This window comes from Streptomyces sp. NPDC097617, from assembly GCF_044761485.1.
GTDB lineage: Bacteria > Actinomycetota > Actinomycetes > Streptomycetales > Streptomycetaceae > Streptomyces.
The window spans coordinates 126,429-143,633 of the sequence record NZ_JBIWCL010000008.1 but is presented as its reverse complement, the minus strand read 5'-3'; the positions used below and the strand labels follow the sequence as shown (position 1 = coordinate 143,633).

The 17,205-nt window shown below is 72.5% G+C and carries 21 protein-coding genes; 7 read left to right on the top strand and 14 right to left on the bottom strand.

Features of this window, described 5'->3' with window-relative positions; genetic code table 11:
• Nucleotides 1-35 precede the first annotated feature (35 nt).
• A complete protein-coding gene (locus tag ACIQZO_RS16255) occupies nt 36-689 on the bottom strand; it encodes an anti-sigma factor family protein (RefSeq protein ID WP_403626145.1) in 654 nt (217 codons plus the stop codon).
• Nucleotides 686-1,465, bottom strand: coding sequence for an RNA polymerase sigma factor SigE (gene sigE / locus ACIQZO_RS16250; protein ID WP_403626142.1), 780 nt, complete (start codon nt 1,463-1,465; stop codon nt 686-688). The genes ACIQZO_RS16255 and sigE overlap by 4 nt, the downstream gene beginning before the upstream one ends.
• A gap of 178 nt (nt 1,466-1,643) precedes the next feature.
• On the opposite strand from sigE, the gene ACIQZO_RS16245 reads away from it, so the two are divergent.
• Complete coding sequence (locus ACIQZO_RS16245; RefSeq protein ID WP_030385883.1) at nt 1,644-2,306, top strand: O-methyltransferase; 663 nt, start codon at nt 1,644-1,646, stop codon at nt 2,304-2,306.
• Between the two features lie 64 nt (nt 2,307-2,370).
• Here ACIQZO_RS16245 and ACIQZO_RS16240 read toward each other — a convergent pair whose 3' ends face one another.
• A complete protein-coding gene (locus ACIQZO_RS16240) occupies nt 2,371-2,988 on the bottom strand; it encodes a hypothetical protein (protein ID WP_403626139.1) in 618 nt (205 codons plus the stop codon).
• Nucleotides 2,989-3,117: 129 nt separating this feature from the next.
• A complete protein-coding gene (locus tag ACIQZO_RS16235; protein WP_003966491.1) occupies nt 3,118-3,285 on the bottom strand; it encodes a DUF3117 domain-containing protein in 168 nt (55 codons plus the stop codon).
• Between the two features lie 333 nt (nt 3,286-3,618).
• On the opposite strand from ACIQZO_RS16235, the gene ACIQZO_RS16230 reads away from it, so the two are divergent.
• A complete protein-coding gene (locus ACIQZO_RS16230; protein ID WP_403626136.1) occupies nt 3,619-4,422 on the top strand; it encodes an enoyl-CoA hydratase/isomerase family protein in 804 nt (267 codons plus the stop codon).
• Nucleotides 4,423-4,451: 29 nt separating this feature from the next.
• Here the strand turns inward: ACIQZO_RS16230 and ACIQZO_RS16225 are convergent, their stop codons facing one another.
• Together ACIQZO_RS16225 and ACIQZO_RS16220 are read right to left on the bottom strand one after the other, a co-directional pair.
• Nucleotides 4,452-5,030: a DNA-3-methyladenine glycosylase I gene (locus ACIQZO_RS16225; RefSeq protein ID WP_403626133.1), complete on the bottom strand. Its 579-nt coding sequence runs from the start codon at nt 5,028-5,030 to the stop codon at nt 4,452-4,454.
• Nucleotides 5,027-5,407 carry a DivIVA domain-containing protein gene (locus ACIQZO_RS16220; protein WP_403626130.1) on the bottom strand — a complete coding sequence of 127 codons (381 nt, stop codon included), beginning with the start codon at nt 5,405-5,407 and terminating at the stop codon, nt 5,027-5,029. Before ACIQZO_RS16220 ends, ACIQZO_RS16225 begins: the two co-directional genes overlap by 4 nt.
• Nucleotides 5,408-5,483: 76 nt before the next feature.
• Here ACIQZO_RS16220 and folP point away from each other — a divergent pair, with 76 nt between their 5' ends.
• Nucleotides 5,484-6,344: a dihydropteroate synthase gene (gene folP / locus ACIQZO_RS16215; protein ID WP_403626128.1), complete on the top strand. Its 861-nt coding sequence runs from the start codon at nt 5,484-5,486 to the stop codon at nt 6,342-6,344.
• A gap of 43 nt (nt 6,345-6,387) precedes the next feature.
• Here the strand turns inward: folP and ACIQZO_RS16210 are convergent, their stop codons facing one another.
• Together ACIQZO_RS16210 and dapE are read right to left on the bottom strand one after the other, a co-directional pair.
• Nucleotides 6,388-7,155: a TIGR00730 family Rossman fold protein gene (locus ACIQZO_RS16210; RefSeq protein ID WP_150259084.1), complete on the bottom strand. Its 768-nt coding sequence runs from the start codon at nt 7,153-7,155 to the stop codon at nt 6,388-6,390.
• 64 nt (nt 7,156-7,219) lie between these two features.
• Nucleotides 7,220-8,299, bottom strand: coding sequence for a succinyl-diaminopimelate desuccinylase (gene dapE, locus ACIQZO_RS16205; protein ID WP_403626125.1), 1,080 nt, complete (start codon nt 8,297-8,299; stop codon nt 7,220-7,222).
• 86 nt (nt 8,300-8,385) lie between these two features.
• Between dapE and ACIQZO_RS16200 the strand changes: the two genes are divergently transcribed.
• On the top strand, nt 8,386-9,366 hold the full coding sequence (locus ACIQZO_RS16200) for a hypothetical protein (protein ID WP_403626122.1): 981 nt from the start codon (nt 8,386-8,388) through the stop codon (nt 9,364-9,366).
• A gap of 320 nt (nt 9,367-9,686) precedes the next feature.
• Nucleotides 9,687-10,070 carry an ATP-binding protein gene (locus tag ACIQZO_RS16195; RefSeq protein ID WP_403626119.1) on the top strand — a complete coding sequence of 128 codons (384 nt, stop codon included), beginning with the start codon at nt 9,687-9,689 and terminating at the stop codon, nt 10,068-10,070.
• A 78-nt stretch (nt 10,071-10,148) separates the two neighbouring features.
• Here ACIQZO_RS16195 and dapC read toward each other — a convergent pair whose 3' ends face one another.
• Both dapC and fdxA read right to left on the bottom strand, forming a co-directional pair.
• On the bottom strand, nt 10,149-11,243 hold the full coding sequence (gene dapC, locus ACIQZO_RS16190; RefSeq protein ID WP_403626116.1) for a succinyldiaminopimelate transaminase: 1,095 nt from the start codon (nt 11,241-11,243) through the stop codon (nt 10,149-10,151).
• Nucleotides 11,244-11,350: 107 nt separating this feature from the next.
• The gene (gene fdxA, locus ACIQZO_RS16185) at nt 11,351-11,680 is read right to left on the bottom strand and encodes a ferredoxin (RefSeq protein ID WP_030011906.1); all 330 of its coding nucleotides are present in this window, start codon (nt 11,678-11,680) and stop codon (nt 11,351-11,353) included.
• Between the two features lie 117 nt (nt 11,681-11,797).
• Here fdxA and ACIQZO_RS16180 point away from each other — a divergent pair, with 117 nt between their 5' ends.
• On the top strand, nt 11,798-12,784 hold the full coding sequence (locus ACIQZO_RS16180; protein WP_403626112.1) for a GNAT family N-acetyltransferase: 987 nt from the start codon (nt 11,798-11,800) through the stop codon (nt 12,782-12,784).
• The gene (locus ACIQZO_RS16175; protein ID WP_403626109.1) at nt 12,781-13,575 is read left to right on the top strand and encodes a tetratricopeptide repeat protein; all 795 of its coding nucleotides are present in this window, start codon (nt 12,781-12,783) and stop codon (nt 13,573-13,575) included. Before ACIQZO_RS16180 ends, ACIQZO_RS16175 begins: the two co-directional genes overlap by 4 nt.
• Nucleotides 13,576-13,669: 94 nt before the next feature.
• Here ACIQZO_RS16175 and ACIQZO_RS16170 read toward each other — a convergent pair whose 3' ends face one another.
• From ACIQZO_RS16170 to ACIQZO_RS16155, 4 genes are all read right to left on the bottom strand, one after another.
• Entirely contained in the window at nt 13,670-14,287 is a 618-nt protein-coding gene (locus ACIQZO_RS16170) for a DNA-binding response regulator (protein ID WP_030385870.1), read from the bottom strand.
• Nucleotides 14,284-15,378 (bottom strand): sensor histidine kinase, encoded by a 1,095-nt coding sequence (locus tag ACIQZO_RS16165; RefSeq protein WP_403626388.1) that lies wholly within the window; start codon nt 15,376-15,378, stop codon nt 14,284-14,286. Before ACIQZO_RS16165 ends, ACIQZO_RS16170 begins: the two co-directional genes overlap by 4 nt.
• A 79-nt stretch (nt 15,379-15,457) precedes the next feature.
• The gene (locus ACIQZO_RS16160) at nt 15,458-16,198 is read right to left on the bottom strand and encodes an ABC transporter permease (protein WP_403626106.1); all 741 of its coding nucleotides are present in this window, start codon (nt 16,196-16,198) and stop codon (nt 15,458-15,460) included.
• Nucleotides 16,195-17,139 carry an ABC transporter ATP-binding protein gene (locus tag ACIQZO_RS16155; protein WP_403626103.1) on the bottom strand — a complete coding sequence of 315 codons (945 nt, stop codon included), beginning with the start codon at nt 17,137-17,139 and terminating at the stop codon, nt 16,195-16,197. Before ACIQZO_RS16155 ends, ACIQZO_RS16160 begins: the two co-directional genes overlap by 4 nt.
• Between the last annotated feature and the right edge of the window lie 66 nt (nt 17,140-17,205).

Below are 17,205 nucleotides of genomic sequence, written 5' to 3'. Positions count from 1 at the left end.
ATGCGCATGTGCCGCAGATTCAATCAGGTCCCGCGTCAGCGCAGCAGGGAGACCGGTCGTGCCGGGACCTGCGGGGAGGGCTGGAGAGGCGGCAGCGGGGTCGCGACGGCCGACAGGAGGGTCGGGACGGCCGCCGGCGTGGGAAGGCGGTCACGGGCGCCCGCATCGCTCACGGGCAGCGGACCGGGCCGGGAGGCCGGGGCCGGGGAATCACCCCGGAGGTTCGGATCCGCCTCCAGCGGCAGTGCGCCACCGAGCGCCAGCGCGGCCAGCGAGACGGCTCCGGCGGCGACGAAGGCGAACCTGCGACGCGGACGGCCCACCTCGTGGATGCGGAAGCCCTCCTGCTGCTGCGGGCGGGCGGCGACCGGCAGCCCGTAGGCGAACGCGTCGAAGGGGTCGCGTCCGGCGCTGCCGGGCGGACCGGCGGGACCGGACGGGTCGTCGAGACCGCCGCCCGGCAGTCCCTGCAGCCGGGCCAGGAGCCCGGCGGACAGCGGCGGCGGCGCGCTCTCCACGAACATCGTCTTCAGCCGGCGCTGGGCGTCGGCCTCGGCCTTGCACTTGGCGCAGGTCGCCAGGTGGGCCAGGACCCGCTCGCGGGCGTCGTGATTCAGCTCCCCGTCGACCAGGGCGGCAAGCCGGTCGCCCAGGTGCTGTTCGGCGGGGGAAGGACTGACTTCGCTCACTCGGCTCCGCCCTCTCCCCCGGCGCCGGGGGCGCCCATCGCCACTCCCGCCAGCGCGCGCTGCTCGGCGCGGGCCTCGGGGGACCGGTGCTTCAGTGCCTTGCGCAGGTGCGACCGGCCCCGGTGGATGCGGCTGCGCACGGTGCCGAGCTTCACGCCGAGCGTCGCGGCGATCTCCTCGTACGACAAGCCCTCGATGTCGCACAGCACCACGGCGGCGCGGAAGTCGGGGGCGAGGGTGTCCAGCGCCTGCTGCACGTCCGCGTCGAAGTGGGTGTCGTGCAGTACCTGCTGGGGGGACGGCTCACGGCTCGGCAGCCGGTCGGCGGCGTCGTCGCCGAGCGCGTCGAAGCGGATGCGCTGCTTGCGGCGGACCATGTCCAGGAAGAGGTTCGTGGTGATGCGGTGCAGCCAGCCCTCGAACGTGCCCGGGGTGTAGGTGGACAGCGAGCGGAAGACGCGGACGAAGACTTCCTGGGTGAGGTCCTCGGCGTCGTGCTGGTTACCCGTCAGACGGTAGGCAAGGCGGTAGACCCGCGCGCTGTGCGTGCTGACGATCTCCTCCCACGAAGGAGGGGTCCACGCCTGGGAGCCCGCATCGGCAGCAAAGGTCGCGGTGGTTGCGGTGTCTGCGGTGTGGAAGCGGTCAGCAATGTAGGTCACGGATTTCGGCTCACCCGCCGACCAGAAGAGGCGTCTCAACACGCCCCCACGATCCCCAGGCGCAGCCGCACCTCCCCTGTCGGCTCTGGTGGTGTCCAGTGGAGTCCCTACCATAACCACCCCCTCTGTCAGCTCCGGATAAGCGTTTTTGCAGTATCTTTACGCGAGACTTAAGCCCCGGAGCGGTCCCGGCCGTCGATCTGCCCGGCACCGTCCCTTCTCATCCCGCCTCCACCCTTCACAACGCCCGGTCCCATCTGCGGGTTCCCGACGTCAACGGATACAGTCACCGTTGCGCCAACTATGGGGACAGGAGAGGGTCATTACCGGCAACCGGCAGACGAGCTGGGCGTTCGCCGACGCGTTTGTCGCCGAGGACGACGCTCTGCGATGGGCCCGCGACCGGTCCAGGGAAGCGGGCCTGAGGTCCGTCTCCCCCGGCACCGGGGCCGCGCTGCGCCTGCTCGCCGCCACCGCGGACGCCAAGGCGGTCGCCGAGATCGGCACCGGAACCGGCGTCTCCGGCATCCACCTCCTGCACGGAATGCGCCCCGACGGGGTGCTGACCACCGTGGATCCCGAGGCGGACCGGCAGGCTTTCGCCCGCCAGGCCTTCCGCGCCGCCGGCTTCGCGGGCAACCGCGCCCGCTTCATCCCCGGCCGCGCCCTGGACGTACTGCCCCGGCTCGCCGACGGCGGGTACGACCTCGTCTTCTGCGACGGGGACCCCTCCGAGTCCCTCGACTACCTCGCCGAATCATTGCGGCTGCTGCGCCCCGGCGGACTGGTGTGCTTCGAGGGGGTCTTCTCCGACGGCCGTACGGTCGACTCCGCGGCCCAGCCGGTGGAGGTGCTGCGCGTCCGCGAGCTGCTGCGCAGCGTCCGCGAGAGCCCCGCCCTGGAGGCCGCACTGCTCCCGGTGGGCGACGGCCTGCTGTGCGCCGTGCGCCGCTGAGCGGCCGGATCCGCCCGCGGACCCCGTAGGACCCTCCCCCGGGCCCCGGAGGGCCGGGTGGGGCTCAGCTCAGGAGCGCGTAGGTGAGGGCCGCCGCGGCGCCCAGCGCGGTGCCGGCGAGGAGCTGGGCCGCGGTGTGCGCCTTCAGCACCAGCCGGGACCAGCCCGCGGCGGCGACGACCAGTGCCGCGGGGAGGGCCGGGGCCCCGAGGACGAGCAGCAGGATCATCACGGTGCCGCCGGCCACCGACATGTGGATCGATATCTGCCAGACGACCGTGACCAGCAGCGAGGACACGAGGCCCACCAGCATCGCGACGACGAGCGCGAACACCTCCCGGGGGGCGCCCAGGAGGTGCAGGAGGGCGATCCCGGCGAGGACGGAGACCAGGCTCAGGGCCATCGGGAGGACCCGCTGGCGCCGCACCCGGATGTGCTGGTCGCTCAGCGCGCCCCGGCGAACGCCGAGGGCGATGATCCCGATCGGGACCACCCCGCAGAACAGGGCGGCGAGCAGCCCCCAGCCGAGCCCGGCCCACGACCCGGTGCTGTGCCGGCCGACGAGCAGGAGCAGCGCGACCACGAGGTTCGCCGGCGCCAGTACGTCGGACAGGACCCGGGCCGCCTTCTGGCGGGGCGTGCAGTCCGCGAGGGCGGGCGGCGCTGGCGGGCTGAAGCTCACGGCTCGGCTCCGGAATGTTCGGGTCCGGGGAGGACGACACAACACTGCCCCGGCCGCGGATCGCGGTCGGGGCAGTGCAGAGAATGCAGAAACGCAGAAGGTGGAAGTGCTGTCAGTGTCCCCGGGGGGTCAGCCGACGACCTTCTTCAGGGCGTCACCCAGGGCGTCCGCCTCATCAGGGGTCAGCTCGACGACAAGCCGACCGCCGCCCTCGAGCGGTACGCGCATGACGATGCCCCGCCCCTCCTTGGTGACCTCGAGCGGGCCGTCGCCCGTCCGCGGCTTCATGGCCGCCATGCTCGTTCCCCTTCCTGAAACCAGCTCATCGTCAGCCGACGGCCCCATTCAGGCGCCTAGTACCCGGCATCGAACACATTGCTTCCCAGCCATTATCCCGCATGTCAGGACCCGATGACCAACATCACCCGGGAACGCTTGGGCAACGCGCTCGGCCAAAACCACTCATTTCGGGGATCCGCCTGCGATACTTCGCCGCCGCACCAGGGAAGCGGCATCGACATACTTTGACGCACATCACATGTGCGGGCCACGTCCGGTCCGCCATGCTGGCCCTTGCACCGGACAGTACCGACCGGTAGCCAAGCCTGCGACGAAGGGGGACCCCCTGCCATGGCCGACAGCGTGCTCTACGAAGTGACCGACGGACTCGCGACCATCACGATCAACCGTCCGGACGCGATGAACGCGATGAACACCGAGGCCAAGGTCGCCCTGCGCGACGCGGTCCTGGCGGCGGCCGCGGACGGCGCCGTACGGGCCGTCCTGCTCACCGCGGCCGGGGACCGGGCCTTCTGCGTCGGGCAGGACCTCAAGGAGCACATCGGCAACCTCGCCTCGGACCGCGAGAGCGGTTCCTCGCTGACGATGAGCACGGTCGCCGACCACTACAACCCGATCGTGCAGGCGCTCACCGAGATGCCCAAGCCCGTGGTGGCCGGCGTGAACGGCGTGGCGGCCGGCGCGGGCTTCGGCTTCGCGCTGGCGGCGGACTTCCGGGTCGTCGCCGACACCGCCTCCTTCAACACCTCGTTCGCCGGGGTGGCGCTGACCGCGGACTCGGGGGTCTCGTGGACCCTGCCCCGGCTGATCGGCGCCTCCCGCGCCTCGGACCTGCTGCTCTTCCCGCGTTCGATCAAGGCGCAGGAGGCGTACGAGCTCGGCATCGTCAACCGCCTGGTGCCCGCGGAGTCCCTGCACGCCGAGGCGGAGGCCGTGGCCCGCGCCCTGGCCGCCGGCCCGACGGTCGCGTACGCCGCGCTGAAGGAGTCCCTGGCCCACGGGGCCTCCCACTCCCTCGCCGAGTCCCTGGCCCACGAGGACGTCCTCCAGACCCGTGCGGGGGCCTCCGAGGACCACTCCATCGCCGTCCAGGCCTTCCTCGCGAAGCAGCCGCCGAAGTACCTCGGCCGCTGACGGACCGCCTCCGTGTCCCGCGGCCCGGCTCAGGCCGGGTCGCGGAAGGCGCAGTCGGCCAGGTGGTCGTTGACCAGCCCGCACGCCTGCATCAGGGCGTAGGCCGTCGTGGGGCCGACGAAGCGCACGCCCGCCTTCTTCAGGGCCTTGGCCAGGGCGGTGGACTCCGGGGTGACCGCCGGGACCCCGGTGACCGTCAGCGGGGCCGCTCCCCGCTCCTCGGGGGCATGGGACCAGATGAGGGTGTCCAGCTCCCCAGGCTCCCACCCGGCGAGGACCTTGGCGTTGGCCAGGGTCGCCTCGATCTTGGCCCTGTTGCGGATGATCCCCTCGTCGGCCAGCAGCCGCTCCGCGTCGCTGTCGTCGAACTCCGCGACCGCCGCGATCGAGAAGCCGCCGAAGGCCTTCCGGAACCCCTCGCGGCGCCGCAGGATCGTCAGCCACGACAGCCCGGACTGGAAGGCCTCCAGGCACAGCCGCTCGTACAGGGCGTCGTCGCCGTGGACCGGCCGGCCCCACTCGGTGTCGTGGTAGGCCACGTAGTCCGGCGTGGACAGCCCCCACGGGCAGCGCAGGAACCCGTCCGCGCCCGCCACCGGACCGCTCACCGCTCACCGCCCTTGCTGAGGTCGACCTGCCCGGCCGGGTCCGCCGGGTCCGCCGGGTCCGCCGGGTCCGCCGGGACCGCCGCGGGCGCCGCAGCGGCCGTCAGCTGCGCGATCCGCGCGTCCCGCTCGGCCAGCTCGGCCGCGAGCCGCTCCAGTACGTCGTCCACCTCGGCCATCCGGTACCCGCGCGGCGCGACCGGCAGTCGCAGCGCGTCGATGTCCGCCCGCACCACGGGCCGGGTCTCCGGCAGCCCGTCCGCCACCCGGTCCGGCTCCGCTTCCGGCAGGACGGCCTCCGAGCCGCCGCCGATCACCGCAAGGGTGACCGCTGCCACGACCACGACCAGCGCGATCATCAAGAAGAAGAACACGATCAACTCCCCTGAGAGACTCCGGCCACCAGGTTAAGGTCGCAGGCGAGGCGCAAGGGCCGCCGAAGGAGGAAAGAGCAGGATGCTGCGACTGGGCAGGCGCGAGTTCGACACCCACGAGCCGGTGATCATGGCCATCGTGAACCGGACGCCGGACTCCTTCTACGACCAGGGCGCGACGTTCCGCGACGAGCCGGCGCTGGACCGGGTCGAGCACGCGATCGCCGAGGGCGCCGCGATCATCGACATCGGCGGGGTCAAGGCGGGCCCGGGCGAGCACGTGGACGCGGCCGAGGAGGCGCGGCGCACGGTCGGCTTCGTGGCCGAGGTCCGGCGCCGCCACCCGGACGTGGTGATCAGCGTGGACACCTGGCGGCACGAGGTCGGCGAGGCGGTGTGCGAGGCGGGCGCCGATGTGCTCAACGACGCCTGGGGCGGGGTGGACCCCAAGCTGGCCGAGGTCGCCGCACGCCACGGCGCCGGCCTGGTCTGCACCCACGCGGGCGGTGTCGAACCGCGTACGCGGCCGCACCGGACCGCGTACGAGGACGTCATGGAGGACGTCCTGCGCGTGACGGTCGGGCTGGCGGAGCGCGCGGCGGCGCTGGGGGTGCGCCGGGACGCCATCATGATCGACCCCGGTCACGACTTCGGGAAGAACACCCGGCACTCGCTGGAGGCCACGCGCCGGCTGGACGAGATGACGGCGACGGGCTGGCCGGTGCTGGTCTCCCTGTCCAACAAGGACTTCGTCGGCGAGACCCTCGACAAGCCGGTCAAGGAGCGCCTGCTGGGCACCCTGGCCACGACGGCGGTCTCGGCCTGGCTGGGCGCGCAGGTCTACCGCGTCCACGAGGTGGCGGAGACCCGGCAGATCCTGGAGATGGTCCGGTCCATCCAGGGTCACCGCCCCCCGGCGGTCGCCCGCCGCGGCCTGGCCTGAGGCCTTCCGGGTCCGGGGCGGACCGCCCCGGACCCCGGGGCCGCTACTTGCCGACTTCCTTCGTCACGAGCGCGATCGCCTCGTCCACGTCGTCCGTGACGTGGAACAGGTAGAGGTCCTTCTCCGAGGCCTTGCCCTGGGCGATCACCGTGCCCCGCAGCCAGTCGATCAGGCCGCTCCAGTACTCCGTGCCGAACAGCACGATCGGGAAGCGGGTGATCTTCTGGGTCTGGACCAGGGTCAGTGCCTCGAACAGCTCGTCCAGGGTGCCCAGGCCGCCCGGCAGGACGACGAAGCCCTGGCTGTACTTCACGAACATCGTCTTGCGGACGAAGAAGTACCGGAAGTTCAGGCCGAGATCGACGTGCTGGTTGAGCCCCTGCTCGAAGGGGAGCTCGATGCCGAGGCCGACCGAGATGCCGTTCGCCTCGCGGGCGCCTCTGTTGGCCGCCTCCATGGCTCCCGGACCGCCGCCGGTGATCACGGCGAAGCCGGCGTCGACCAGCGCGCTGCCGATCCGCACGCCCGCGTCGTACTCGGGCGAGCCCTCCGGCGTACGGGCCGATCCGAACACGCTGATCGCGGGCGGCAGCTCGGCGAGCGTGCCGAAGCCCTCGATGAATTCCGACTGGATGCGCAGGACCCGCCAGGGATCGGTGTGCACCCACTCGGAGGGCCCGGCGGAATCCAGCAGCCGCTGGTCCGTCGTACTGCCCGCCTGCACCTGACTCCGCCTCCTCAGCACCGGCCCGAGCTGCTGCTCCTCGGGCCGACGACGAGCGGAACCCTCGGGACTGCCGTGGTTGCCCATGCTGTGCTCCCTCCTGCTGATCGTTGGATCAGGGTAGGCGCACAAAGGTGACGAGAAGCGGAATTCAGGAGGTCAGCCAGGCACGAAGTCGTTCCTCGCAGTGCAGGATCGCCTTCGTCTCCACGCGTTCGTCGACCTTGTGCGCCAGCAGGGCGTCGCCCGGCCCGTAGTTGACCGCCGGGACGCCGAGCGCGCTGAAGCGGGAGACGTCCGTCCAGCCGAACTTGGGCATCGCCCGGCCGCCGACCGCCTCCATGAAGGCCGCGGCCGCCGGGTGGGCGAGGCCGGGGAGGGCGCCGCCGGAGGAGTCGTCGACGACGAACTCGGCGATGTCGCAGTCCGCGAACACCTCCTTCACGTGGGCCAGTGCCTCGGCCTCGGTGCGGTCCGGGGCGTAGCGGAAGTTGACCGTCACCGTGCACGCGTCGGGGATGACGTTGTTGGCGACGCCGCCCTCGATACGGACCGCGTTGAGGCCCTCGTGGTACTCCAGGCCGTCGATGAGCGGCTTGCGGGGTTCGTAGGCCGCGAGCCGGGCGAGGATCGGGCTCGCCGAGTGGATGGCGTTGGAGCCCATCCAGCTGCGGGCGGAGTGGGCGCGCTCGCCGGCGGTGCGCAGCAGGACGCGCAGGGTGCCCTGGCAGCCGCCCTCGACCTCGGCGTTCGAGGGTTCCAGCAGGACCGCGAAGTCGCCCGTCAGCCAGTCGGGGTGGGCTTCGGCGACCTTGCCGAGGCCGTTGAGGTCGGCGGCGACCTCCTCCTGGTCGTAGAAGACGAAGGTGAGGTCGCGATTCGGCTCGGGCACGGTCGCGGCGATGCGCAGCTGCACGGCGACGCCGGACTTCATGTCGGTGGTGCCGCAGCCCCACAGCACGTCGTTCTCGTCGAGGCGGGAGGGGACGTTGTCGGCGATCGGCACGGTGTCGAGGTGGCCGGCGAGTACGACGCGCTCGGCGCGGCCGAGGTCCGTGCGGGCGACGACGTTGTTGCCGAAGCGGTCCACGGTGAGGTGCGCCAGGCCGCGCAACGCGTGTTCCACGAGATCGGCGAGTACCTTCTCGTCGCCGCTCACGGACGGAATGTCGACGAGCCGGGCGGTCAGCTCGGCGGCGTCCTGGGTGAGGTCCAGCTCGGATTCGGACATGGACCTGACCCTAACGCCCCGGGCTGCGGCGAAGCCTCGTACGTCCGGCCGGTGGACGCGTCATATGGCTCAAGTACGGTGGGCGCGTGTCCGAGACCCGTGAACCCCGTCCTCGCCGCCGCCGTCGGCTGCTGCGGGCGGCCGTCGGCCTGTTCGTACTCCTCGCGGTGGTCGGCTACTTCGCCGTGCAGCGCGATTCGAACGGCGGCGGCGGTGCCCCGTTCTGCCTGGCCAGCGCGGACCCGGTCGGGGAGGACGGAACATCCGAAACGTACGAAATGTCTCCGGAGCAGGCGGCGAACGCGGCGACGATAGCGGCCGTCGGCGTCGCCAAGGGCCTGCCGGACCGGGCGGTGACCATCGCGCTGGCGACCGCCATGCAGGAGTCCGCGCTGCGCAACCTCGACCACGGCGACCGGGACTCGCTGGGCCTCTTCCAGCAGCGGCCCTCGATGGGCTGGGGCACTGCGGAGCAGATCACGGACCCGGTCTATTCGGCCGGGATCTTCTACGACCACCTCGTGGACGTGGAGGGGTACTCGCGGCTGCCGCTGACGGTGGCCGCCCAGAAGGTGCAGCGCAGCGGTTTCCCGCAGGCGTACGCGAAGCACGAACCGGAAGCGACCGTCATCACGGCGGCCTTCGCCGGCGGCGGCACCCTGAATTGCGGCGGGCCCGCGCCGGCGGGGCCGGGCGACCCCGAGCGGGTGAAGGCGGACCTGACCCGGATCTTCGGCAAGGACGGCATGCACACGCTGCCCCCGCAGGGCGGCCAGGCGGGCCGGAACAGCGGCGGGGGCGGATCCGCCCCGGAGGCCGAGGTCGCACTGGTGGAGAAGAAGGGCGGCGGTGACGCCGCGGTCCGGCGCAGCCGGGCGATGGCCCACTGGGCGGTGGCCAACTCGAAGGAGATGGGCATCGCGCGGGTCTCCTACGACGCGCACGGCTGGATCGGCGGCCACGACCGGGGACGGTGGCAGGACATGGACGACGCCGGGGCGAAGAGCGGCGAGGGGGATCCCTACGGCGCCGGGCCGGGCGAGGTGCGGATCTTCATGGCCCGCTGACCCCCGCTGACCCCGCGGGTCCCCGCCGACCCGCGCGCCGTTCCGCGCGGACCCCCGCCGCAGCCCCCCGCCGCGTGCCGGGGGCACGCGCCGGGGGCGCCCGGGCTCATGTACGAGTGATCACTCCTGCGGGGGGATCCGTGTAGCGGGTCAGGGATCCCCGATCGGGACGGAAGCCCTGGTCGGCGCCCATCCGATGCGCTTTTCGCGGAAGCCGATTAAACGATGCGTTACCGATCCTTTACCCACCGGCACCGCAACTCCACCCACCCCGGGAGCGGTTAGCAGGGCGTACTCAGCCGCTACCGCTTAGGAGCAACATGTCTCTCCCCCTGACCCGTCGGATCGCCCGTGCCGCGCTGCTGATCGCAGCCGGGGCAGCGCCCGTGGTCGGTGCGGCCGGCGCGGCCAGTGCCGCCGGTCTGGAGTCCGTGCCGCAGCTGGGCCAGCTCACCGCCCCGGACGGCGCGGTGACCGCGGACACGGCCACGGGCGCCGTGGACACCGCCGGTGGCGCCGCCAAGACCCTGCCGGCCCCCGCCTCCGAGGTGGCCGGCACCGCGCAGGGCCTGCTGGGCGGCCTGCCGGCGGCGCAGGAGCTCCCGGTGTCCTCGCTGCCGACTTCCTCGCTGCCGACTTCCTCACTGCCGACGTCGGGTGTCCTGCCGGCGGGACTGCCCGGTGGCCTGCCGCTGGGCGGCTGACGCCCCAGGAACCACCGAGGGGGCCGGGAGTGCGAACTCCCGGCCCCCTCGGGCGTTCTCGCCGTGGAACGCGGCCGGTCAGCCGAGGCGCTTGACCGCCGCCGCCACCCGCTCGTCGGTGGCGGTGAAGGCGACGCGCACGAACCGCGCGCCCGCCTCGCCGTAGAAGTCGCCCGGCGCGACCAGGATGCCCAGGCCCGCGAGGTGGGCGACGGTGTCCCAGCAGGGCTCGTCGCGGGTCACCCACAGGTAGAGGCTGGCCTCGCTGTGCTCGACCCGGAAGCCGTGCGCCTCCAGGGCCGTGCGCAGCGCCGCGCGGCGGGCCGCGTAGCGCTCCCGCTGCTCCTCCACGTGGGCGTCGTCGCCGAGCGCGGCGACCGTGGCCGCCTGCACCGGGGCGGGGGTCATCATGCCGCCGTGCTTGCGGATCTCCAGCAGCTCGCCGAGCACGTCGGCGTCACCGGCGACGAAGGCCGCCCGGTAGCCGGCCAGGTTGGAGCGCTTGGAGAGGGAGTGGACCGCGACGATGCCCTCGTACGAGCCGCCGCACACGTCGTCGTGGAGGACGGAGACGGGCTCGGCCTCCCAGCCCAGTTCCAGGTAGCACTCGTCGCTGAAGAGCAGGATCCCGTGCTCGCGCGCCCAGGCCACGATCCGGACGAGGTCCTCCTTGGCGAGGACCTTGCCGGTGGGGTTGGACGGGGAGTTGAGCCACAGCAGCTTCACGCCGGCCGGGTCGAGCTCGGTCGGGTCGTCGTAGACGACGGCCTCGGCGCCGCACAGCCGCGCGCCGACCTCGTAGGTGGGGTAGGCGAGCCGGGGGTAGGCGACCTTGTCGCCGGCGCCCAGGCCCAGCTGGGTCGGCAGCCAGGCCACCAGCTCCTTGGAGCCGACGACCGGCAGGACGTTGCGGTGCTCGGCGGTGCTCGCGCCGAGGCGGCCGCGCACCCAGCCGGTGATCGCGTCGCGCAGGGCGACCGTGCCCCACACCGTCGGGTAGCCCGGGGAGTCGGCGGCCTCGATCAAAGCGCGCTGGATCAGCTGCGGGACCGGGTCCACGGGCGTGCCGACCGACAGGTCGACGATGCCGTCCGCGTGGGCCGCCGCCGTGGCCTTGTACGGCTCCAGCTTGTCCCAGGGGAAGGCGGGAAGACGGTCGGATACTGCGGCCACGGTGGTCTCTGCTCTCTCTGAGTGCTGGTGTGCACGGGTCGGAAAACACGTCGGTCCCGTGCGGCGGGAAGGCCGTACGGGACCGAGGGGCGCGTCTGCCCGAAGGGTCAGTGCTCGCCGTTGATACCGGCGGGCAGCGCCGCGACGAAGGGGTGGTCGCGCTCGATCAGGCCCAGCTTGGAGGCACCACCGGGCGAACCGAGCTCGTCGAAGAACTCGACGTTCGCCTTGTAGTAGTCCTTCCACTCTTCCGGAGTGTCGTCCTCGTAGAAGATGGCCTCGACCGGGCAGACCGGCTCACACGCACCACAGTCGACGCACTCGTCCGGGTGGATGTACAAGGACCGCTGGCCCTCGTAGATGCAGTCGACGGGGCACTCTTCGATGCATGCCTTGTCCTTGACGTCGACACAAGGCTCCGCGATGACGTAGGTCACGCTCTCGTTCCTCCTCGGTAGGGCTTTCCATATCGCGCGGGAGCGCGGCGTCGTCGATGCCCGCACCTAGTATCTCCGTTCCCGGGCACGATCCGAACAGGAGGGGCGGACAGAGCTGTGGAAATCACTGCCGGAGGGCTGCTGGAGGTCCGAATCACCCCGGCTGACGTGGGTAAACGTGTCTCTGTACGACGGGTGGAGACCGGACTGAGCGGATCACCCGAGTTCACGGACACGGTCGGTGTTCTCACATCCTGGGACCAGGGTGTGCTGCTGATCACAAAGAAGAACGGGCAGTCCGTCCGCATCGCGCAATCGTCGCTGGTGGCGGGCAAGACCGTGCCGGCGGCGCCGGCCCGGCGACGGGGCCCCGCGACCTCCTTCGAGGAGCTCTCCAGGGTCTCGGCGCGCGCCTGGCAGCCGCTGGAGAGCGAGCGGCTGGGCGGGTGGACGCTGCGGGCTGCCGCCGGATTCACCCGGCGGGCCAACTCCGTACTGCCGCTCGGCGACCCGGGCATACCGCTGGACGATGCGCTCGCGCGAGTGGCCTCCTGGTATGCGGAGCGATCCCTTCCGGCGTATGTGCAGGTCGCGACGGGAGCCGCGGGCACCCAGGAGATGCTCGCCGCCGAGCTGGAGCGGCGCGGCTGGCTGTCCGAGGTGTCGGCGGAGGTACGGATCGGCGCGCTGGCGCCGGTGGGCGACGTGGACGCGCCCGCGGCCGAGGCCGTACGTCTGACCCGTGCCCCGGACGAGGAGTGGCTCGGGCGCTACGGAAAGGTCGGCGACCCGGACCTGGCCCGGCGGATGCTGGTGGAAGGGCCGTCGGTGTGGTTCGCGGCGCTGCCCGGGGGCCGGGCCGTAGGACGGTGCGTGGTGGACGGCCGGTGGGCCGGCTTCGCGGCGGTGACGGTCGATCCCGCGCACCGGCGCGAGGGCCTGGCCACGGCCGTGATGGCCGCGCTGGCCCGGCGGGCGCTGGAGGAGGGCGCGTCGGCGGCGTGGCTCCAGGTCGAGACGGACAATCCGGGGGCGCTGGCCCTGTACGACGGACTGGGCTTCGCGACGCACCACACCTACCACCACTACCGGGCGGCGACGTGAGCCCGGCGGCCTGGCGGGAGCAGTTCGCGGCCGAGGCCCGCGCCGAGCGGCCCGATCTGGCACTGCTGTGCCTGCTGCTGGCCACCGAGGGCGACCCGGAGCTGGACGAGCGTGCCATGGACGGGGCCCAGATCGAGCTGGACCGGCTGGCCGGGATGCTGCCGTACGGGCTGCGCGGCGGGCGGGCGTGGGCGAACGCGGTGACGGAACTGCTGGGCGGGCGCCTCGGGTTCCACGGCACCCCGGCGGACTACGACCGGCTGTCGTCCTCGCTGCTGCACGAGGTACTGGGGCGGCGCCGCGGGCTGCCGATCCTGCTGTCGGTGGTGTGGCTGGAGGTGGCCCGCCGGGCCGGGGCGCCGGTGTACGGGCTGGGGCTGCCGGGGCACTTCGTGGTGGGCTTCGGCGACCCGGAGGAGGGCGTGGTGGTGGACCCGTTCGCGGGCGGCGCGTCCCTGGGCACGGGGCCTGCGGAGCTGGCGTCGGGGCCGCGCGAGCCGGCCCGCACGCTGGACATCGTGCTGCGGATCCTGGCCAACATCAGGGCCTGGGCCGCGTCCCGCCCGGAGCAGTCGGGGGTCGCGCTGTGGGCGGTGGAGCTGTCGCTGCTGCTGCCGTCGCATCCGGCGGCGCTGCGGTACGAGCGGGCGCGGCTGCTGGTGGAGCGGGGCTCCTTCCAGGAGGGGGCGGCCGAGCTGGACGCGTACGCCGGGGTGGTCTCCGCGGTGGACGCCGACGCGGCGGCCCGCATCCACGCGGAGGCCGTCTCCGCCCGCTCCCTCCTGAACTGAGCCGGCTCCACTGCAGCCCGGGCGGCCCCTTCCAGCCTGGCCGAGCCGTATTCAGCCTCGCTGAGTCGTGCCCGGCGAGGCTGAATACGGGGGGCTAGAGCCAGCCCTTTTCGCGGGCCGTGCGGACGGCTTCTGCGCGGTTGCGGGCCGCCAGCTTCTGGATCGCCGTCGAGAGGTAGTTGCGGACCGTGCCCTGGGACAGGTGGAGCCGCGCCGCGAGTTCCGCGTTGGTCGCGCCCGTCTCCGCCTCCCTCAGGACTTCCCGTTCGCGGTCGGTCAGCGGGTTCGCGCCCTCCGCCAGGGCGGCCGCCGCCAGGGTCGGGTCGATCACCCGCTCCCCCTGGAGGACCTTGCGCACGGCCGCCGCCAGCTGCGCGGCCGGGGCATCCTTGACCAGGAAGGCGGAGGCGCCCGCCTCCATCGCGCCGCGGAGGTAGCCGGGGCGGCCGAAGGTGGTCAGGATGACGATCCGCAGGGCGGGGAGTTCGGCGTGCAGGGCGGCCGCCGCCTCGATGCCCGTCATGCCCGGCATCTCGATGTCCAGCAGCGCCACGTTCACGTCGTGCGCGCGGGCCGCCGCCAGTACCTCGTCGCCGCGGGCCACCTGGACCCGTACCTCGATGTCGGGTTCCAGGCCGAGCAGCGCGGCGAGCGCCTCGCGGACCATCGACTGGTCCTCCGCGAGGAGGATGCGGATGGGACGTGAGGTCATGGTCTCGATCCTAGGGGGACTCGGGCGGTGAGGACGAAGCCGGTCCGGCCCGCGGAGCCCGCCGACAGGCTCCCCCCGAGAGCCGTCAGACGTTCCGTCAGCCCCGTCAGACCGTTGCCGGGGGTGCACGGGCCGCCGCCCGCGCCGTCGTCCGTGACGGTCAGTTCCAGCACCGGTCCGTCCAGGGTCCGGCGCGTCTCCAGGGTGACCCGGCAGCGCTTCGCGCCGCTGTGCCGCACCACGTTCGTCACCGCTTCGCGCAGCGACCAGGCCAGGGCCGATTCGGCCTCCTCCGGGAGGTCTTCGGCCGGCGGCGACGGAAGGTCCGCCAGCACACCCGCCGCGGCCAGTGCCGTGCGCGCGCCCGCGAGTTCGCCGGGCAGGGTGGGCCGCCGGTAGCCGCTCACCGCTTCGCGTACGTCGACCAGCGCCTGCCGGCTGACCTGCTCGATGTCGGCGACCTGCTGGGCGGCCGCCTCCGGCTGACCGGGCAGCATCCGGCCCGCCAGCTCGCTCTTCAGCGTGATCAGCGACAGCGAGTGCCCCAGCAGGTCGTGCAGGTCCCGGGCCATCCGCAGGCGTTCCTCGTTGGCCGCGAGCTGGGCCACGGTGGCCCGGGCCGCGCGCAGCTCTATCGTGGTGCGGATCATCGCCCGGATGCCGACCATCGCGAAGCCGCCCATGAGGGCCGGGATCAGCAGGCCCGCCAGGTAGGCGGTGCCGCCCGGGACCGCGTTCGCCGTGACCGCCAGCAGGGCGGTGGTGCCGAGGACGGTCCAGCGGGCGTACTCGGCCGGCAGCGCGGCGCCGGAGGCGATGGCCACGTAGACGAAGAGCACGAGCCATTCGCGGCCCAGCGTCAGTGAGAGGACCGTGGCCTGGGCGGAGAGCACCGCCAGGGAGAACATCACCCGGCGGACCGGCATCTGCCGTGCGGTGCGGAAGACCAGCACCAGGTACCAGGCGACGAAGGCCACCAGGCCCAGGCCGCCGAGCAGCCGGGCCCCGAGGCTGTGTCCCCCGCTGATCAGGTCGGTGACGGGCGCGCTCAGGTAGAACAGCCAGATGCTGATCCAGAGCGCCTTCACCATCTTCTGGCGGCGGTTCTCCGGCTCTTCGGCGATCCCGGGGAACTTCCGGTCCTCGCCTTCCTTCGTCAGCGCCACGGGTTCATGCCTTCAGTGAGTCCTTGCGGTACAGCCAGGCAGCCGCACCGGTGAACAGTACGAAGTACACCGCGAGGAGCGCGACGTCCCCCGCCCGGGGCGCGCCGCCGAGCTCGATGGCCTGACCGAGGCCCGCGTAGGCGTGGGTGGGCAGCCACTCGCAGATGTTCTGGAGCCACTGCGGGAAGTTCGCCGTGGGCATCCACAGGCCCCCGAGGATCGACAGCGAGAAGTAGACGAGCATCGTGATGGGGCGGACGTTGTCCCCACTGGCCAGGTAGCCGAGGGCGACGCCGAGCGCCGCGAAGACCAGGCTGCCGGCCCAGATCGAGCCGGTGAGGGCGAGCCACTGCCAGGCGTCGAACCGTACGCCCTTCACGCCGGCCGCCACCGCGAAGACGACCAGGATGGCGGGGAGCGAGAGCACTCCGGCGCCCGCGGTCTTGGCGAGGACGTAGCCGCGGCCGGGGAGGGCGGTGAGGCGGAGCTGGCGGACCCAGCCCTTCTCCCGCTCCTTCGCGATGCGTTCGCTGTTGCCCATCAGGACGGCGGTCAGGGCACCGAAGGAGGCCATGGCGACCATGTAGAAGGCGGGCATGGTCAGTTCGGTGCCCATGACCTTGGTGGTGCCGTCGAGGGTTCCGCCGAGCATCAGGAACAGCGCGGCCGGATACATGATCGTGAAGAAGAGGTACTTCTTGTTCCGCAGGGCGCGGACGATCTCCAGCTTGATGAGGGCGTTCACTGGGTGGCCTCCTCGGCCTCGGTGAGGGCGATGAAGGCCTGTTCCAGGCCGAGGCCCGCGACCTCCAGATTGCGGGGGTACAGCCCGAGCCCGTAGAGGGCGTGGACGGTCGCGTCGGCGTCGCGGGACTGGATGCGGACGGTGTCGCCGTGGTGTTCGAAGGCCGTCAGGAAGGGCAGCCCGCGCAGTCGCTCGATCTCGGTGTCGGCGGGCGCCGTCAGGTCGAAGGAGATCTTCCGGGCCCCGGCCCTGGCCTTGATCTCGGCGGCGGTGCCGTCCGCGAGCAGCCGGCCCCTGCTGAGCACCAGGACGCGGTCGGCGATCGCGTCGGCCTCTTCCAGGTAGTGGGTGGCGAACAGGACGGTGCGGCCCTGGTCCGCCTGCTCCCGCATGGTGGCCCAGAAGGACTGGCGGGCGGTGACGTCCATACCGGTGGTCGGCTCGTCGAGCACGATCAGGTCGTTGTCGCCGGCCGTGGCCAGCGCGAAGCGCACGCGCTGCTCCTGGCCGCCGGAGAGCTTGTCGACCCTGCGGTCGGCGATCTTGTCGATGCCGGCCCGGGAGAGCACCCGGTCGACCGGGTGCGGCCGCGGGTGCAGGGCACAGCCCAGGGCCACGATCTCCCGTACGGTCACCTCCTCCATCAGCCCGCCGCTCTGCAGCATCGCGCCGACCCGGCCGGCGGCGACGGCCTCGCGCGGGGTGGTACCGAAGATCCGGACGGAGCCGGAGTCGGCGGGGCGCAGGCCGAGGAGGAGGTCGAGGGTGGAGGACTTGCCGGCGCCGTTGGGGCCGAGGAGTGCGACGGTCTCGCCCGGGTGGAGCGCGAGGGAGAGGCCGTCGACCGCCCGGACCGCGCCGTAGCTCTTGGTCACGTTCTCGAAGCTGACCACGCTGTCGGTGGCGGGCTTCGCGGTGCGTGTCGCGGTCGTCGTCGTCATGGATAGAGGTTCGCCCGTACGGGGCCCCGCGCGGCAGTGTCGGGCGTCGTGCGTGCCGGATGACAG

Excerpts from the sequence above, each read along its gene's own strand:
- sigE (WP_403626142.1), bottom strand. The coding sequence starts at position 1,465 with ATGGTAGGGACTCCACTGGACACCACCAGAGCCGACAGGGGAGGTGCG.
- ACIQZO_RS16235 (WP_003966491.1), bottom strand. The coding sequence starts at position 3,285 with ATGGCGGCCATGAAGCCGCGGACGGGCGACGGCCCGCTCGAGGTCACC.
- ACIQZO_RS16230 (WP_403626136.1), top strand. The coding sequence starts at position 3,619 with ATGGCCGACAGCGTGCTCTACGAAGTGACCGACGGACTCGCGACCATC.
- folP (WP_403626128.1), top strand. The coding sequence starts at position 5,484 with ATGCTGCGACTGGGCAGGCGCGAGTTCGACACCCACGAGCCGGTGATC.
- ACIQZO_RS16210 (WP_150259084.1), bottom strand. The coding sequence starts at position 7,155 with ATGGGCAACCACGGCAGTCCCGAGGGTTCCGCTCGTCGTCGGCCCGAG.
- dapE (WP_403626125.1), bottom strand. The coding sequence starts at position 8,299 with ATGTCCGAATCCGAGCTGGACCTCACCCAGGACGCCGCCGAGCTGACC.
- ACIQZO_RS16195 (WP_403626119.1), top strand. The coding sequence starts at position 9,687 with ATGTCTCTCCCCCTGACCCGTCGGATCGCCCGTGCCGCGCTGCTGATC.
- ACIQZO_RS16170 (WP_030385870.1), bottom strand. The coding sequence starts at position 14,287 with ATGACCTCACGTCCCATCCGCATCCTCCTCGCGGAGGACCAGTCGATG.
- ACIQZO_RS16165 (WP_403626388.1), bottom strand. The coding sequence starts at position 15,378 with ATGGTGAAGGCGCTCTGGATCAGCATCTGGCTGTTCTACCTGAGCGCG.
- ACIQZO_RS16155 (WP_403626103.1), bottom strand. The coding sequence starts at position 17,139 with ATGACGACGACGACCGCGACACGCACCGCGAAGCCCGCCACCGACAGC.